The organism is Kitasatospora sp. RG8 (assembly GCF_017813315.1).
In the GTDB taxonomy this organism is placed as follows: Bacteria; Actinomycetota; Actinomycetes; order Streptomycetales; family Streptomycetaceae; genus Kitasatospora.
In genome coordinates this window covers 66,540-84,350 of sequence record NZ_JAGIYX010000013.1, presented here as the reverse complement: position 1 = coordinate 84,350, position 17,811 = coordinate 66,540, and the positions used below count along the sequence as shown (strand labels likewise).

Below are 17,811 nucleotides of genomic sequence, written 5' to 3'. Positions count from 1 at the left end.
CACCTCACCGACCAGGGAGACCACCCATGTGGGACGAGACCTTCGAAGAGATCCTGCTCACCTACCTGCCGTTCCTCGACGAGGACGAGAAGCTGGAGGCCGACACGCCGCTGCGTGACCTCGGCCTCGACTCCCTCGGCACCGTCGAGCTGCTGGCCTCGCTGGAGAACGCCTACGACGTGCGCTTCCAGGACGACGCGCTGAGCCTGGAGACCTTCCGGTCGCCGGGCGTCCTGTGGGCGGCGCTCTCCTCGCTGCTCCAGCCGGCCGCGTGATGGCCGGGCCGTCTGCGCACACACTCGCCGGGCGGTTCCTGCGCGGTCTGGCCCTCTCGCCGCAGCGCGCGGCGTTCCGGGCCGGGGCCGAGACGCGCACGTACGAGCAGACCCACGAGCTGGCCCTGCGCTGGGCCGGCTCGCTGCTCGCCGCGACGGACGGGCGGCCCGCGGCCGTCGGCGTCCTCGCGGGCAAGGGCGTCACCGCCTACACCGGCATCCTGGCGGCGCTCTACGCGGGCGCCGCCGTGGTGCCGCTGCGGCCCGACTTCCCGCAGGCCCGGACCAGGGCGATGCTGGACGCGGCGCCGCTGTCGGCGGTCATCGCGGACGGTCCGGGCAGCGCCGCGCTGCCCGGACTGCTCGGGCCCGGGAGCGACGTCCCGGTGCTCGTCCCGGACGACGCGGTGCTGGGCACCGGCCTGCGCCGGGTCGACGTCCAGGGCCGGCACGCGCTCGACGCGCCCGTCGCCGTCGCCCCGGAGGACCGCGCCTACCTGCTGTTCACCTCGGGCTCGACCGGGCGGCCCAAGGGCGTGCCGCTCACCCACGGCAACACCGCGCACTACTTCGACCTGCTCGACCGGCGCTACGACTTCAGCCCGGACGACGTGTTCTCCCAGACGTTCGACCTGAACTTCGACTGCTCGCTGTTCGACCTGTTCTGCGCCTGGGGAGCCGGGGCGACCGCCCACTGGGTGCCGCCCCAGGGCTACCGGGACCTGCCCGGCTACCTGGCCGAGCACCGGATGACGGTGTGGTTCTCCACCCCCAGCGGCATCTCGCTGGCCCGCCGCACCGGCGCCCTCACCCCGGGCGCGCTGTCCGGCCTGCGCTGGAGCTTCTTCGCCGGCGAGGCGCTGAAGTGCCAGGACACGGCCGACTGGCAGCAGGCGGCACCCGGCTCGGTCGTCGAGAACCTGTACGGCCCCACCGAGTTCACCGTCACCATCGCCGCCCACCGCTGGGACCCGCAGCTCTCGCCGGGCCTGGCCGTCAACGGCGTGGTGCCGATCGGGGCCGTCCACGAGGGCCACGAGTACGCCCTGCTGGACGCGGACGGCCGGGTGGTGCCCGACGAGGGCGAACTCTGCATCTCCGGACCGCAGATGGCCCCCGGCTACCTCGACCCCTCCGACGCCGCCGGCCGCTTCGTCGAGCGCGACGGCCGGACCTGGTACCTCACCGGCGACCGGGTCCGGCGGGTCGGTGATCCGGCCGCCGGCCAGCTCGCCTACCTCGGCCGGATGGACGCGCAGGTCCAGCTCCAGGGCTGGCGGGTCGAGCTCGCCGAGATCGACCACGCGCTGAGCACCGTCGAGGGCGTCACGGAGGCCGTCACGGTGGACGCGGTGACGGACGACGGCACCCAGCTCGTCGTCTTCTACACCGGCCCCGAGGCGGTCCGCCCCGCCGCGTTCGCGAAACAACTGGGAGAGATCATTCCGCAAGGGCTCCTGCCCAAGCGGTATGTACTGCTCGGTGAATTGCCGCTGAACGCCAACCGGAAAGTCGACCGCAAGGAACTGAGGATTCGCGCGGTCGCCCTGATTGCCGCAGGTAAAGAAGCCGGCGGCAGTAGGGGGAACTAGGGGTGGTGTGTCCGGCCCTCCGCTAAGTAGCGTCGTTGGGGATTGAATCCCCCATTCGAGGTCCGCGCCGGCCGATTTGCCCGGCCGGCGCGGGTCCCGGATTCGGCGACAGGAGAATGGCGTTGGACACCCTTTCCTACGGGGATCGAATAACCGCAGAAATAACCGCTGCGGGGAATTCCGGCCGCACCGGACTCGTTCATGAACTGCTGGCCGAAGCGGTGGCCGACTCGGCCGGCTCGACGGCCGTCAGCGACACCGCCGGCAGCTGGACGTACGAGCAGCTGGACACCCACGCCCAGGCGTTCTCCGCCTGGCTGGCCGACCAGGGCCTGCGCCGCGGCGACCGGCTCGTGGTGCAGGTCCCCACCACCAGGGAACTGGTCGCCATGTTCTTCGGCGCCGCCATGCGCGGCGTCGTCTTCGTCCCGCTCAACCCGGGGATGAAGAACTTCCACCTCGGGCCCGTCCTGGAGAACGCGGAGCCGGCCCTGGTGCTGGTGACCGCGGCCGCCGCGGAGAACGTCGAAACCCTCACCGGGGCCGTCGTCCGCGACCAGGACTCGGTCTGGACCGAGATCGAGAAGTACACCGAGGCCGGCGCCCGCACCGAGCACGCCGCGGTCGAACCGGACGACGTGGCCGTCCTCGTCTACACCTCGGGTTCGACCGCCGCCCCCAAGGCGGTGATCTGCCCGCACGCCCAGATCACCTTCGCGTCCGCGGCCATCGAGCAGGTCATCGGCTACCGCCCGGACGACGTGGTCTTCTGCCGCTTCCCGATCTCCTGGGACTACGGCCTCTACAAGGTCCTGCTCTCCGTCCTCGGCCGCTCCGAGATCGTCCTCGCCGACGGCGCCTCGGACCTGGTGCTGCTGCGCCGCATCCGCGAGTCCGGGGCCACCATCGTGCCGATCGTGCCCTCGCTGGCCGCGATGATCGTGCGCCTCGCCGAGCGCGAGGACGACCCGGCGCCGAAGGTCCGGCTCTTCACCAACACCGGCGCCGCACTGCCGCAGGCCACCATCGACGCGCTGCGGGCCAAGTTCCCCGGCTGCCGGGTGGTCCGCCAGTACGGGCAGACGGAGTGCAAGCGCATCACCGTCATGCCGCCCGAGCAGGAGCGCGAGCGTCCCGACGCGGTCGGCCTGCCGCTGCCCGGCACCGAGGTGCTCATCCTGGACGAGGACGGCCGTGAGCTGCCCCCCGGGGAGACCGGCGAGATCGTCGCCGTGGGCCCCCACGTCATGCCCGGCTACTGGCGCAACCCCGAGCAGACCGCCCGGGCGTTCCGCACCGACCCCGTCACCGGCGACCGCCGCCTGCACACCGGCGACTACGGCCGGCTCGACGAGGACGGCTACCTGTACTTCGACGGCCGGCGCGACGACATGTTCAAGCGCAAGGGCGTGCGGATGAGCACCGTCGAGATCGAGTCCGCCGCCACCGACATCGACGGCGTGCGCGCCGCCGCCGTGCTGCCCCCCGAGGGGGAGCGCGACCTCGTCCTGTTCGTCGAGACCGAGCGCGGCCGGGCCGAGGTCCTGCGCGAGCTCAACGCCCGCCTGGAGGCCCAGAAGGTGCCCTCCACCTGCTACGTCGTCGACGCGATACCGCTCACCCAGAACGGCAAGAACGACAAGAAGAAGCTCGTCGAGCTTCTTGAGGGGACCTCCAAGTGACCCGTTACGCCGACCTCGCGGAGCGCTACGGCACTCCGCTGTACGTCTACGACCTCGACCGGGTCCAGGCGGCCAGGGACGACCTCTTCGCCTCGCTCCCGGAGGGCTTCGAGCTCTTCGCCGCGGTCAAGGCCAACCCGCACCCGGAGGTCCTCCGGGCCCTGCGGGAGGGCTCCGACCACGCCTGCCGCGCGGAGATCAGCTCCACCGGCGAGCTCACCGCCGCCCTGACCGCCGGGTTCGACCCGGCGGAGATCCTCTACACCGGCCCCGGCAAGACCGACGGCGAGCTGGACGAGGCGATCGCCAAGGGCGTGCGGATGTTCTCCGTCGAGTCGGCCACCGACCTGGAGCACATCGGCGCCGTCGCCGTGCGCCACGGTGTCGTCGCCGACGCCCTCCTGCGCATCAACAGCGTCTCGGCGAGCGCCACCACCAGCATCCGGATGACCGGCGCCCCCTCGCAGTTCGGCATCGACAGCGAGACCCTCGTCGAGCTGATGCCGCGGCTGCGCGCCGTCCAGGGCGTCCGCCTCGCCGGCGCCCACTTCTTCCCGCTGAGCAACGCCCGCGACGAGGACTCCCTCATCGGCGAGTTCCGCAACACCGTCGCCGTCGCGGCCAAGACCTTCGCCGACACCGGCATCGAACCGCGGTTCCTGGACATCGGCGGCGGCTTCTCCGCCCCGTACGCGGTGCCGGGCCGGCGCCCCGTCTACACCCGGCTGCGTGCCGCGCTCACCGAGATCCTCGACGAGCACTTCCCGCGCTGGCGGGAGGGGTTCCCCACGGTGGCCTGCGAGTCCGGGCGCTACCTCGTCGGCGACGGCGGCACCCTGCTCGCCGGGGTGGTCAACATCAAGGAGAGCCGCGGCCGTACCTTCGTCATCCTCGACGCGGGCATCAACACCTTCGGCGGCATGTCCGGCCTCGGCCGCCTGCTCCCGGTCGCCGTCAGCCCCGACCCGGAGGACGCGGACACCGCCGAGTGGACCAAGGCCAGCCTGGTCGGCCCGCTCTGCACCCCCGGCGACGTCCTGGGCCGCGACGTGAAGCTGCCGCCGCTGGCCGGCGGCGACGTCATCGAGATCCCCAACGCCGGCGCGTACGGGCCCACGTCGAGCCTGCTGATGTTCCTCGGCCGCCCGGCCCCGACCGAGGTCGTGGTGCGCGGCACCGAGGTCGTCTCCGTCTCCCGCATCGAACACGTCAGGACGTACGCATGAGCGAGCTCACCCTGACCGGTACCTCCGCGGTCGCCGCCGGGCCGAGCACGACCGCCCTGCCCGCCGGCCCCGACCGCCGGGGCGCGACGGTGATCGTCAGCGGGCTCTCCTCGGACGCCCACACCTGGAACCTCGTCTTCCTCCAGCTGCTGATCGAGGAGCTCGGCTACGAGGTCGTCAACCTCGGCCCGACCGTCCCGGACGAGCTGCTGGAGTCGGAGATCCGGGCGCACGACCCGGCCCTCGTGGTGATCAGCAGCGTCAACGGCCACGGCTACCAGGACGGCGTGCGGGTCATCCGCAAGCTCCGCGCCGTCCCCGCCCTGGCCCGTACCCCGATGGTGATCGGCGGCAAGCTGGGCATCTCCGGCGGCAGTGACGAGACCCGCCTCCAGGAGCTGGTGGACGCCGGCTTCAACGCGGTCTTCGAGGACGGCCGCACGGAGCAGGGCTCCTTCGAGCGCTTCCTGGTGACACTGCCGCAGAAAGCGCTCACGTGACCGAGGAGAACGCCAAGGCTCCCGCCGTCCCGGCGGGAGCCCCCGAGGCCCGGACGGAGACCGTCCCCGCGGACTTCGGCCGCTTCGTGCGCGCCGCGCACGAAGCGGGCCGGCTGGTGGTGCAGCCGCGCATGGGGTTCAGCGACCCCGCGCGGATGCGCCGCGGCCTGGCCGCCACCAGGAACGCCCGTGCCACCACCGTCGGCACCCTCACCCTCGACAGCTACACCCGGGTCGGGGACACGGCGGCGGTCGACGAGGCGCTGCGCCTGGGAACCGGCATCAACGGCTACCCGATCGTCAACTACAGCCGCGAGCAGACCCGGGAGGTCCTCGCCGGGCTGCACGGCCCCGGTTTCCCGGTGCAGGTCCGGCACGGCTCCGCGAAGCCGTTCCACATCTTCGAGGCGCTCGTGCGGGCCGGCCTCAGCGCCACCGAGGGCGGCCCCGTCTCCTACTGCCTGCCGTACGGGCGCACCCCGCTCGACCAGTCGGTCCGCGAGTGGGACCGCTCCAGCCGGCTCTTCTCGCAGTTGCGCGAGAGCGGGGTCGAACCGCACCTGGAGTCCTTCGGCGGCTGCATGCTCGGGCAGCTCTGCCCGCCGAGCCTGCTGGTGGCGATCAGCGCCCTGGAAGCGCTCTTCTTCCACCGCTGCGGCATCCGCAGCATCTCGGTCAGCTACGCCCAGCAGACCCACCCGGAGCAGGACGTCGAGGCGGTCGCCGCCCTGCGCGCCCTGTGCGCGCAGCTGCTGCCGGACACCGTCTGGCACGTGGTGATCTACACCTACATGGGGGTGTACCCGACCACCGACGCCGGTTCCTACGCGCTGCTCGGCGAGGCGGCCCGGCTGGCGGCGCGGACCGGCTCGGAACGCATCATCGTGAAGACCGTCGCGGAGTCCCGGCGCATCCCCACCATCGAGGAGAACGTCGCGGCGCTGGAGTACGCCTCGGACGTGGCGGCCGCCGAGGCCGCCGTCCCGGCCCTCGGCGCGGGTGCGGGTGACCGGCAGGGCGGCGGCCCCCGGCCCGACTCCCAGACCTACACCGAGGCCGCGGCCCTCGTCGACGCGGTGCTGAACCTCCACGACGACGTGGGCCAGGCACTCCTGCTCGCCTTCAAGCGCGGGTACCTCGACGTCCCCTACTGCGTGCACCCCGACAACATGGGGCGCACCCGCAGTTTCATCGACGGCACCGGGCGGCTCCGCTGGGCGACCACCGGGGCCCTGCCGATCGGGCGCGTCGCGGAGGCTTCGGGGAACCGGAGGGTGACGTCCCGTGAACTCCTGGAAGCGCTCACGTACATACAGCGCACCTTCGACGACGAGGCCTTCCGGAGCCCGCTGCCCGGATAGCGGTGGCCCTCCGGTCCGGCTCCCGGCATAGGGGCCGTTAGGGGTGTGGCCCGCCTGATACCTGTCGTTAGTTTTGGGGCGTATTGCCGTCCGGAGCGTGGAGGGCCTACCGCCCGGAGCCCGGGGCGTCTGCCGCCCGACCCTTTCGCCTGCCAGCAACTGGATGAGTAGTGGAGTGCGCGGAATGAGCGAGTCCGAAAACTTGGTTCACCAGACGGGTGGCGCGCCGGTGCAGGACTGCAGCGCGCTGGCCCGCCGTCTGTCGGGGCTGAAGCCGGCCGAGCAGCTGCGCGCTGCGGTGGCACTGGTCGGCGAGCAGGTCGTCGAGACGCTGCGGCACGCCGGCGCCGAGGTGCCGCGTGTCGTCGACGAGAACCGCCCCTTCCTGGAACTGGGCTTCGACTCGCTCGCCGCGGTCGACCTCCACGCGCGGCTGGCCGCGGCGACCGGGCTCGACCTGCCGGTCACCCTCGCCTACGACCACCCCTCGACCGCGGCGCTCGCCGCCTTCCTGCGGGGCACCGCGCTCGGCCTGGTCGCGGAGACCGTGGTCGCCGAGCGGATCGGCGACCACGACGACCCGATCGCGATCGTCGGCATCGGCTGCCGCTACCCGGGCGACCTCGGCTCGCCCGAGGACCTCTGGCGCCTGCTGATGGACGAGGCCGAGGTGATCGGCCCGTTCCCCAGGGACCGCGGCTGGGACGTCGACGGCATGTACGACCCCGAGCCCGGTGTGCCCGGCAAGAGCTACGTGCGCGAGGGCGGCTTCCTCTCCGAGGCCACCCTCTTCGACGCCGAGTTCTTCGGGATCAGCCCGCGCGAGGCGGTCGGCATGGAGCCGCAGCAGCGGCTCGTCCTGGAGACCGCCTGGGAGGCCCTGGAGCGGGCCGGCATCGCCCCGCAGACCCTGCGCGGCGGCCGCACCGGCGTCTACGTCGGTGCGGAGGTGCACGACTACGGCACCCGCATCCAGGACGCCCCGGACGGTCTGGCCGGCTACCTGATGACCGGTAACACCCCCAGCGTCATCTCCGGCCGGCTCGCCTACCTGCTCGGCCTCGAAGGCCCGGCGATGACCCTGGACACCGCCTGCTCCGGCTCCCTGGTCGCGCTCCACCTGGCCGCCAACTCGCTGCGCCAGGGGGAGAGTTCGCTCGCCCTGGCGGGTGGTGTCACGGTCATGGGCAGCCCCGGCATGTTCAGCGCCTTCAGTGCGCAGCGCGGCCTCGCCCCCGACGGCCGCTGCAAGCCGTTCGCGGCGGCGGCGGACGGCACCGGCTTCTCCGAGGGCGTCGGCATCTTCGTCCTGGAGCGCCTCTCCGACGCGCGCCGCAACGGCCGCCGGGTCCTCGCGCTGCTCCGCTCCTCCGCGATCAACCAGGACGGTGCCAGCAACGGGCTCACCGCCCCCAGCGGCCCCTCGCAGCAGCGCCTCATCCTCCAGGCCCTGGCCAACGCGGGCCTCACCTCCGCCGACGTCGACGCCATGGAGGCGCACGGCACCGGCACCACCTTGGGCGACCCGATCGAGGCCCAGGCCGTCCTCGCCACCTACGGCCAGGGCCGCCCGGCCGACCGGCCGCTGCTCCTCGGCTCCATCAAGTCCAACCTGGGCCACACCCAGGCCGCCGGCGGCGTCGCCAGCGTCATCAAGATGGTGATGGGCATGCAGCACGGCATGCTGCCCAAGAGCCTCCACGTGGACGCGCCGAGTCCGCACGTCGACTGGTCCACGGGCCGGGTCGAGCTGATCACCGAGACCAGGCCGTGGGTGGCCGCCGAGGGGCAGCCCCGCCGGGCCGGCATCTCCGCGTTCGGCATCAGCGGCACCAACGCGCACGTGATCATCGAGGAGGCCCCGCCGGCCGAGGAGGCGGAGTCCGCGACGCCCGCCGAGCCCGCCGCCGAGTACCCCGGCACCCTCGTCCCGTGGCTCGTCTCCGGCCGCGGCGCCGAGGCCCTGCGGGGCCAGGCCGTCCGCCTCGCGGGCTTCGCCTCCGGCTCCGACGCCTCGCCCGCCGAGGTCGGCCACGCGCTGTCCACCACCCGCGACCACCACGCCGACCGCGCCGTCGTCCTCGCCGCCGACCGGGACTCCTTCGTGGCGGGCCTGACCGCGCTCGCCGAGGGCGTCCAGGTGCCCGGCGTGGTGTCCGGCCACACCGGCCCCGGCCTGCTCGCCTTCCTCTTCACCGGCCAGGGCGCCCAGCGCCTCGGCATGGGCCGTGAACTGTACGACACCTTCCCGGTGTTCGCCGACGCGCTGGACGACGCCGCGGACATCCTGGACCTCCAGCTGGAGACCCCCCTCCTCGACGTGCTGTTCGCCGAGCCCGGCAGCCCCGAGGCCGCGCTCCTGGACCAGACCGCCTACACCCAGACGGCGCTCTTCGCCGTCGAGGTGGCGCTCTTCCGTCTGCTGGAGTCCTTCGGCGTGCGCCCCGACCACCTGGCCGGCCACTCGGTCGGCGAGATCGCCGCCGCGCACGTCGCGGGGGTCTTCTCGCTGGAGGACGCCTGCGTCCTGGTGGCCGCCCGCGGCCGGCTGATGCAGGCGCTGCCGGCCGGCGGCGTCATGGCGGCGGTCCGCGCCGCCGAGGCGGACGTGCTGCCGCTGCTGGCGGGCCGCGAGCACGAGGCCGGGATCGCCGCGGTCAACGGCCCGGCCTCCGTGGTGATCTCGGGTGCCGGAGCCGCGGTGGACGAGATCGTCGCCGCGCTGGCGGACCGGGGCATCAGCGGAAAGCGGCTGACGGTCTCCCACGCGTTCCACTCGCCGCTGATGGAGCCGATGCTGGAGGAGTTCCGGCGGGTGGTGCGGGCCGTGCGCTTCGGCGAGCCGCAGATCTCCGTCGTCTCCAACGTCACCGGCAGGCTCGCGACCGGCGAGGAGCTGCGCGACCCCGAGTACTGGGTGCGCCACGTCCGCGAGGCCGTGCGCTTCGCCGACGGCGTCCGCGCGCTCGAGGAGGCGGGTGTCACCACCTACCTCGAACTCGGCCCCGACGGCGTGCTCACCGCCATGGCGCAGCCCTGCCTCCAGCACCCCGACGAGGCCCTCCTCGCCCCGGTCCTGCGCCGGGACCGCCCGGAGGAGCGCGAGCTGCTCACCGCGCTCGCCCACGTCCACACCCGCGGGAACGCGGTGGACTGGACGCCGTTCTTCCCCGGCGCCGTCTCCCCGGCCCTCGACCTGCCGACGTACGCCTTCCAGCGCCGCCGCTACTGGCTCGACGCGGGCACGTCCCAGACCGACCCGGCCTCCGTCGGCCAGCTCGCCGTCGACCACCCGCTGCTCGGCGCGGGCGTCCAGCTGCCCGGCACCGACGGCGTCGTGCTCACCGGCCGCCTGGACCTGCGCAACACCCCCTGGCTCGCCGACCACGCCATCCGCGGGCAGGTCCTGCTGCCGGGCACGGCCTTCGTGGAGCTGGCCGTCCGAGCCGGTGACCAGGTCGGCTGCCAGGCCCTGGAGGAGCTGACCCTGCAGGCCCCGCTCATCCTCCCGGAGGTCGGCGGCGTCGCGGTCGGCATCGTGGTCGGCGCGGCCGACGACACGGGCCGCCGCACCCTGGCGATCCACTCCCGGGCCGGCGACGACGCCTCCTTCGACGCCTCCTGGACCCAGCACGCCCAGGGCGTCCTCGCCCCGGAGGCCGGCCCGGCCGCCCCGGCGGAGCTCACCGCCTGGCCGCCGCAGGAGGCCACCGCGCTCGACCTCTCCGGCGCCTACGCCCGGATGGCCGAGCAGGGCTACGACTACGGCCCGGTCTTCCAGGGGCTGCGGGCCGCCTGGCGGCGCGGCGACGAGATCTTCGCCGAGATCGCCCTGCCCGAGGGCGAGCAGCCCGTCGCGGCCGCGTTCGGGCTGCACCCGGCGCTCCTCGACGCCGCCCTCCAGGCCGCCGACCTGGCGTTCCCCGAGGCCGGGACCGACGACGACGCCACCCTGCTGCCCTTCGCCTGGAACGACGTCACCCTGCACGCGGTGGGCGCGGACAGGCTCCGGGTGCGCATCGCGGTCGACGGCCGGGAGAAGTCCTCGCTGCTGATCGCCGACGGCACGGGCCGGCCGGTCATGTCGGTCGGCTCGGTGCTGGCCCGACCGGTCTCCTCCGCCCAGCTCTCCTCGACCGGCGCCGGCCCGCTCTACCGCCTCTCCCTCAAGGAGCTCGCGGTGGACGCGGGTGCGGTGCGGGAGGGTCGTTGGGTGGCGTTGGGCGCCGGGGTGTCCGGTGTGGAGCCGGTTGCGGACCTCGGGTCCGCAGCGGGTGCGGACGTGGTGGTGCTGCCGGTGGGCGACGGTGACGTGCGGGAGGCCGTCTCCGGTGTGCTGGCGACGGTTCAGTCCTGGCTGGCGGACGGCGGGTTCGAGTCGTCGCGGCTGGTGGTGCTGACGGAGGCCGGTTCGCTGGCCGGCGGCGCGGTGGCCGGTCTGGTCCGGTCGGCGCAGGCCGAGGAGCCCGGGCGGTTGGTGCTGGTGGAGCTGGCCGGCGGTGACGCGACGCTGTTGGCGGCCGCGGTGGCGTCGGGTGAGCCGGAGCTGGTGCTGCGTGAGGGCGGGGTGTTCGTGCCGAGGTTGGCGCGGGCCGAGGCCGGGTCGGGGTCGCCGTTCGACGGTGCCGGGACGGTGCTGGTGACCGGTGGTACGGGTGGTCTGGGTGCGGTGGTGGCCCGGCATCTGGTGACCGGGCACGGTGTGCGGAGCCTGGTGCTGGTGAGCCGTCGTGGTGAGGCGGCGCCGGGTGCGGTGGAGCTGCGGGACGAGCTGCTGGGTCTGGGTGCGGAGTCGGTGCTGGTGGAGGCGGCGGACGTCGCCGACCGTGCGGCGCTGGCGGATGTGCTGGGCCGGGTTCCGCAGGAGCGTCCGCTGGCCGGTGTGGTGCACACGGCCGGTGTGGTGGACGACGGCACGATCGGCTCGCTGACCCCGGAGCGGGTGGACGCGGTGCTGCGGCCGAAGGCCGACGCGGCCCGGCACCTGCACGAGCTGACGAAGGACCTCGACCTCAAGGCCTTCGTCCTCTTCTCCTCCGCCGCGGGCACGCTGGACGGCGCCGGTCAGGGCAACTACGCCGCGGCCAACGCCTACCTGGACACCCTCGCCCGCCGGCGCCGGTCGGAGGGCCTGCCGGCCCACTCGCTGGCCTGGGGTCTGTGGGACACCGGCACCGGCATGGGCGGCAACCTCAGCCGCGCCGACATCGAGCGCCTCAACTCCTCCGGGATGGTGGGCCTCTCGGCCGAGGACAGCCTCGCCCTGTTCGACGCCGCGCTGGCCACCGACGAGCCCGTGCTCCTTCCCGTCCGCCTCGACCAGGCGGACCTGCGGGCCCGCGCCGACGGCGTCCCGGCCGTCCTGCGCGACCTCGTCCGGACGACGGCCCGCCGCGCCGCCGAGAAGAGCGGCACCGAGCGGGCCGAGTCCCCGATCGCCCAGCGGCTCGCCGGGCTCTCCGCGGACGAGCGCACCCGGGTCCTGCTCGACCTGGTGCGCACGCACGTCGCCGCCGTCCTGCACCACGAGAGCGGCGCGGCCATTGACAGCAAGCGCGCCTTCACCGAGATCGGTTTCGACTCCCTCTCGGCGGTCGATCTGCGCAACCGGCTCAACCAGGAGACCGGCCTGAGGCTGCCCGCCACGCTCGTCTTCGACTACCCGACGCCCCAGGCGCTCGCGGACCACATCAAGGAGACCGTGGTCGGGGCCGACACCCCGGCCGTCGAGGCGGCCCCCGCCGTGGTCCTCAACAACGACGAGCCGATCGCGATCGTCGGCATGAGCTGCCGGTTCCCCGGCGACGTCCGTTCGCCCGAGGAGCTGTGGGAGCTGCTGGCCGCAGGCCGCGACGGCATCACCCGGTTCCCCGAGAACCGCGGCTGGGACAACAAGGGCATCTTCGACCCCGAGCCGGGCAAGCCGGGCAAGACCTACTCCAACGAGGGCGGCTTCCTGCACGACGCCGCCGACTTCGACGCCGAGTTCTTCGGCATCAGCCCGCGCGAGGCGATGGCCACCGACCCGCAGCAGCGACTGCTGCTGGAGGCGTCCTGGGAGGCGATCGAGCGGGCCGGCATCGACCCGTCCTCGCTCAAGGGCAGCCGGACCGGTGTCTTCGCCGGCGTGATGTACCACGACTACGCCTCCCGTCTCGGGGCCGTCCCCGAGGACCTGGAGACGTACCTGGGCAACGGCAGCCTGGGCAGCGTGGTCTCCGGCCGCGTCGCCTACAGCCTGGGCCTGGAGGGTCCGGCGGTCTCCGTCGACACCGCCTGCTCCTCCTCGCTGGTCGCGCTGCACTGGGCGATCCAGGCGCTGCGCCGGGGCGAGTGCACGCTGGCCCTCGCGGGCGGCGTCACCGTCATGGCGACCCCCGAGACCTTCACCGACTTCAGCCGCCAGCGGGGCCTCGCCAAGGACGGCCGCTGCAAGGCGTTCGCGGAGGCCGCGGACGGCACCGGCTGGGGCGAGGGCGTCGGCGTGCTGCTCGTCGAGCGGCTGTCGGACGCGCGCCGGCTCGGGCACGAGGTGCTGGCCGTGGTGCGGGGTTCGGCGATCAACCAGGACGGTGCGAGCAACGGCCTGACGGCGCCGAACGGTCCGTCGCAGCAGCGGGTGATCCGGGCGGCGCTGGCCGACGCGGGTCTCGCGACCACGGACGTGGACGCCGTCGAGGCGCACGGCACGGGCACCACGCTGGGCGACCCGATCGAGGCGCAGGCGCTGATCGCCACCTACGGCCAGGGCCGCCCCGAGGGCAGTCCGCTCTGGCTGGGTTCGGTGAAGTCGAACCTGGGCCACACCCAGGCCGCGGCCGGTGTCGCGGGCATCATCAAGATGGTGCAGGCGATGCGCCACGAGGTGCTGCCGAAGACCCTGCACGTGGACGCGCCGTCCTCGCACGTGGACTGGACGGCGGGCGACGTCGAGCTGCTGGCCGAGGCCCGGGCCTGGGGGCGGACGGACGGCGTGCCGCGCCGTGCGGGTGTCTCCTCGTTCGGCATCTCCGGCACCAACGCGCACGTGATCCTGGAGGAGGCCCCGGCGGCGGAGGACGTCGTCGAGGAGCCGGTTGCGGGCTGGCCGTCGGGTGCACCGGTGCCGCTCGCGGTCTCCGGCCGCACGGAGGCCGCGCTGCGCGCCCAGGCCGAGCGGCTGCACGCGTTCGTCTCCGCCGACGCCTCCCGCCTGCTGGACCTCGGCTACTCGTCGCTGACCACGCGTACCGCGCACGCCCGGCGTGCGGTGGTGTTCGGCTCGACGCGCGAGGAGTTCCTGGGCAGCCTGGCGGAGGTCGCCGCCGGCAACGGCGCCGGGGCCGGAGCTGTCCGCTCCGAGGGCCGGACGGCGTTCCTGTTCACCGGCCAGGGTGCGCAGCGCGTCGGCATGGGGCGTGAACTCGCCGAGGTGTTCCCGGTGTTCGCGTCCGCGCTGGACGAGGTGTGCGCGCTGCTGGACGCCGAGCTCGGCGTCTCGCTGCGCGGGGTGATCGCGGGCCACGGCGGCTCGCTGGACGACACGGTGTACACCCAGTCGGCGTTGTTCGCCGTCGAGGTGGCGCTGTACCGCCTGGTCGAGTCGCTCGGCGTCCGGGCGGACTTCCTGGCCGGCCACTCGGTCGGCGAGATCGCGGCCGCCCACGCGGCCGGGGTGTTGTCGCTGGCCGACGCCTGCAAGTTGGTCGCCGCGCGCGGCCGGCTGATGCAGGCGCTGCCGGCCGGCGGCGTGATGGTCGCCGTCCGTGCGTCCGAGGCCGATGTGCTGCCGCTGCTGAAGGGCCACGAGGCCCAGGCGGGCATCGCGGCCGTCAACGGGCCTTCCTCGGTGGTGGTTTCGGGCGCCGAGAAGGCGGTGCGCAAGATCGTGGCGAAGCTGGAGGAGCGCGCCATCGCCTCCGTCCGGCTGACCGTCTCGCACGCGTTCCACTCGCCGCTGATGGAGCCGATGCTGGAGGAGTTCCGCGCGGTCGTCACCGGTCTGGAGTTCGCCGAGCCCAAGCTGGCGGTCGTCTCCAACGTCACCGGCCGGATCGCCGCCGGCGAGGAGCTGCGCGACCCCGAGTACTGGGTGCGCCACGTCCGCGAGGCGGTCCGCTTCGCCGACGGCGTCCGCGCCCTCGAAGAGGCGGGCGTGACCCGCTTCCTGGAGCTCGGCCCGGACGGGATCCTCACCGGCATGGCCCACGCCTGCCTGGCCGAGGCCGACGACGCCCTGCTCGTGCCCGCCCTGCGCAAGGGCCGCGACGAGGTCCCGGCCCTGCTGGCCGCCCTCGCCGCCGTGTTCGAGGCCGGCGCGGACGTCGACTGGACGGCCGTCTTCCAGGGAACCGGCGCCCGCCGCACCGACCTGCCGACCTACGCCTTCCAGCACGAGCACTACTGGCTCGACGCGGTGGCCGCGGCCGGGGACGCCGCGTCCCTGGGACAGGCCGCGACGGAGCACCCCTTCCTCGGTGCCGCCGTCGAACTCCCCGACTCCGACGGCTACCTGTTCACGGGCCGGGTCGGTCTCGACTCGCACCCGTGGCTGGCCGACCACGCGGTCGCCGGCGCCGTCCTGCTGCCGGGCACCGCGTTCGTCGACCTGGCCGTCCACGCGGGCCTGCACTCCGGTCACGGCTTCCTGGAGGAGCTGACCCTCCAGGCGCCGCTGGTCTTCCCGGAGCGCGCCGGCTGCCAGCTGCGGGTCGTCGTCGGCGACCCGGAGGAGGCGGGCCGACGCCCGTTCTCGGTCTACTCCCGGCCGGAGGAGGCGACGGGTGAGCGCCTGTGGCTGAAGCACGCCACCGGCACGCTGACCAACGCCTCGCCCGAGGCGGGCGCGGGCCTGGGGGTCTGGCCGCCGAAGGGCGCCGAGGCGGTCGACCTGGACGGCCTCTACGCCGAACTGGCCGGCGACGGCCTGGCCTACGGCCCGGTCTTCCAGGGGCTGCGGGCCGCCTGGAAGCGCAACGGCGAGATCTTCGCCGAGATCGCCCTCCCGGAGGAGGCGCACGTGGACGCGGCCGCCTTCGGCCTGCACCCCGCGCTGCTCGACTCCGCACTGCACGCCACCGAGCTGCTCGACAACTCCCCGCGCGGTACTGACGGGGCCTCGCTGCCCTTCGCCTGGTCCGACGTCTCCCTGCTCACGCCGGGCGTCACCGGGCTGCGGGTGAAGGTCTCCTCCTCGGCGCCGAACGAGTCGTCGCTGGTCATCGCCGACAGCGCGGGCCTGCCCGTGATGACGGTGGGCTCGATGGTGGCCCGGCCGGTGTCGGTCGAGCAGATCGAGGCGGCGCGCGGCGGCGACAGCCGCACGGTGTACCGGACGGAGTGGGTGGCCGACCCGCTGGACCCCGCGGTGCCGATGGAGGGCCGCTGGGCCGTGGTCGGTCCCGAGGCGGACGCCTGGGCGTCCCAGTGGGGCCTGGAAGCGGCCCCGGAGCTCGGCGCGGTCACCGGCGCGAAGGTCGTGCTGCTGCCGTCCGGCGGGCCGGACGACAGCCCCGCCGGGGTGCGGGCGGAGACGTCCCGCGTGCTGGAGGTGCTCCGGGCCTGGCTGGCGGACGACCGGTTCGAGTCGTCGCGGCTGGTGGTGCTGACGGACGCCGGTTCGCTGGCCGGCGGCGCGGTGGCCGGTCTGGTCCGGTCGGCGCAGGCCGAGAACCCGGAGCGGTTCGTGCTGGTGGAGCTGGCCGGCGGCGACTCCTCGCTGCGCCTGCTGCCCGCCGCCGTGGCCTCCGGTGAGCCGGAGCTGGCACTGCGTGAGGGCGGGGTGTTCGTGCCGAGGCTGGCGCGGGCCGAGGCCGGGTCGGGGTCGCCGTTCGACGGTGCCGGGACGGTGCTGGTGACCGGTGGTACGGGTGGTCTGGGTGCGGTGGTGGCCCGGCACCTGGTGACCGGGCACGGTGTGCGGAGCCTGGTGCTGGTGAGCCGTCGTGGTGAGGCGGCGCCGGGTGCGGTGGAGCTGCGGGACGAGCTGCTGGGTCTGGGTGCGGAGTCGGTGCTGGTGGAGGCGGCGGACGTCGCCGACCGTGCGGCGCTGGCGGATGTGCTGGGCCGGGTTCCGCAGGAGCGTCCGCTGGCCGGTGTGGTGCACACGGCCGGTGTGGTGGACGACGGCACGATCGGCTCGCTGACCCCGGAGCGGGTGGACGCGGTGCTGCGGCCGAAGGCCGACGCGGCCTGGCACCTGCACGAGCTGACCCGGGACCTCCCGCTGCGCGCGTTCGTGCTGTTCTCGTCGGTGGCGGGCACGCTGGACGGCGCCGGTCAGGGCAACTACGCCGCGGCCAACGCCTACCTGGACGCCCTCGCCCGCCAGCGCTGGCTGGACGGCCTGCCGGCCCTCTCGCTGGCCTGGGGTCTCTGGGACACCGGCACCGGCATGGGCGGCAACCTCAGCCGCACCGACGTCCAGCGGATCAACTCCTCCGGCGTGGTGGGACTTTCGGCCGAGGAGAGCCTCGCCCTGTTCGACGCCTCGGTCGGCGCCGACGAGGCGGTGCTGCTGCCCGTCAAGCTGGACCCGGCGGGTCTGCGGGCCCGCACCGGTGGGGTCCCCGCCATGCTGCGCACCCTGGTCCCGACGGCCGAGCCCCGCGCGCCCCGGGCGGCGAAGGCCGGTCCGGCCGCCGCGCCCGCGGCGGACGAGAGCCTGGAGTCCCAGCTCGCGGGCCTCTCGCAGGACGAACAGCTCCACCTGCTCCAGAACCTGATCTGCGCGCACGTGGCCGCCGTCCTGGGCCACACCAACGCCGCCACGGTGGACCCGGCGCGCTCCTTCCAGGAGGTCGGCTTCGACTCGCTCACGGCCGTGGAACTGCGCAACCGGCTCAACAAGGCCACCGGGCAGCGCCTGCCCGCGACGCTGATCTTCGACTACCCGAGCCCGGTGGCGCTCTCGAAGTACCTGCTCACCGAACTGCTCCCGGACATCCCCGAGGTGGCCGCCGGCTCCGGCACGGAGCTGGACGAGGAGGCCTTCCGCCAGGCGATCGGCACCCTCTCGCTCGCCCGTGTCCGGGAGGCCGGACTGCTCGACTCGCTGCTCGCGCTCGCCGCCCCCGGCGGGACCGCGCAGCAGCAGGACGACGCCGCGCAGGCGGACCAGAGCGAATCGATCATGGCGATGGACGTCGAGGCCCTGTTGGCCGAGGCGGCCCGGCGCAGCGACTCCGAGTGACCGAG

Annotated in this window: 7 protein-coding genes; all 7 read left to right on the top strand. The window is 74.0% G+C overall.

Annotation, left to right across the window (positions count from 1 at the left end; all coding sequences use genetic code 11):
• Positions 1 to 26: 26 nt before the first annotated feature.
• Positions 27 to 275, top strand: coding sequence for a phosphopantetheine-binding protein (locus J5Y04_RS20515; RefSeq protein WP_148643474.1), 249 nt, complete (start codon positions 27 to 29; stop codon positions 273 to 275).
• Positions 275 to 1,867, top strand: a complete 1,593-nt coding sequence (locus J5Y04_RS20510; protein ID WP_209413536.1) for an AMP-binding protein — start codon at positions 275 to 277, stop codon at positions 1,865 to 1,867. Before J5Y04_RS20515 ends, J5Y04_RS20510 begins: the two co-directional genes overlap by 1 nt.
• A gap of 206 nt (positions 1,868 to 2,073) precedes the next feature.
• Positions 2,074 to 3,549, top strand: coding sequence for an AMP-binding protein (locus tag J5Y04_RS20505; RefSeq protein ID WP_245205147.1), 1,476 nt, complete (start codon positions 2,074 to 2,076; stop codon positions 3,547 to 3,549).
• Positions 3,546 to 4,775 carry a type III PLP-dependent enzyme gene (locus J5Y04_RS20500; RefSeq protein WP_209413534.1) on the top strand — a complete coding sequence of 410 codons (1,230 nt, stop codon included), beginning with the start codon at positions 3,546 to 3,548 and terminating at the stop codon, positions 4,773 to 4,775. The genes J5Y04_RS20505 and J5Y04_RS20500 overlap by 4 nt, the downstream gene beginning before the upstream one ends.
• Positions 4,772 to 5,275, top strand: coding sequence for a cobalamin B12-binding domain-containing protein (locus tag J5Y04_RS20495; protein WP_209413533.1), 504 nt, complete (start codon positions 4,772 to 4,774; stop codon positions 5,273 to 5,275). The genes J5Y04_RS20500 and J5Y04_RS20495 overlap by 4 nt, the downstream gene beginning before the upstream one ends.
• Complete coding sequence (locus J5Y04_RS20490) at positions 5,272 to 6,636, top strand: methylaspartate mutase (protein ID WP_209413532.1); 1,365 nt, start codon at positions 5,272 to 5,274, stop codon at positions 6,634 to 6,636. Before J5Y04_RS20495 ends, J5Y04_RS20490 begins: the two co-directional genes overlap by 4 nt.
• Positions 6,637 to 6,820: 184 nt before the next feature.
• Positions 6,821 to 17,806 (top strand): type I polyketide synthase, encoded by a 10,986-nt coding sequence (locus tag J5Y04_RS20485; RefSeq protein ID WP_209413531.1) that lies wholly within the window; start codon positions 6,821 to 6,823, stop codon positions 17,804 to 17,806.
• Positions 17,807 to 17,811 lie beyond the last annotated feature (5 nt).

Excerpts from the sequence above, each read along its gene's own strand:
- J5Y04_RS20515 (WP_148643474.1), top strand. The coding sequence starts at position 27 with ATGTGGGACGAGACCTTCGAAGAGATCCTGCTCACCTACCTGCCGTTC.
- J5Y04_RS20510 (WP_209413536.1), top strand. The coding sequence starts at position 275 with ATGGCCGGGCCGTCTGCGCACACACTCGCCGGGCGGTTCCTGCGCGGT.
- J5Y04_RS20495 (WP_209413533.1), top strand. The coding sequence starts at position 4,772 with ATGAGCGAGCTCACCCTGACCGGTACCTCCGCGGTCGCCGCCGGGCCG.
- J5Y04_RS20485 (WP_209413531.1), top strand. The coding sequence starts at position 6,821 with ATGAGCGAGTCCGAAAACTTGGTTCACCAGACGGGTGGCGCGCCGGTG.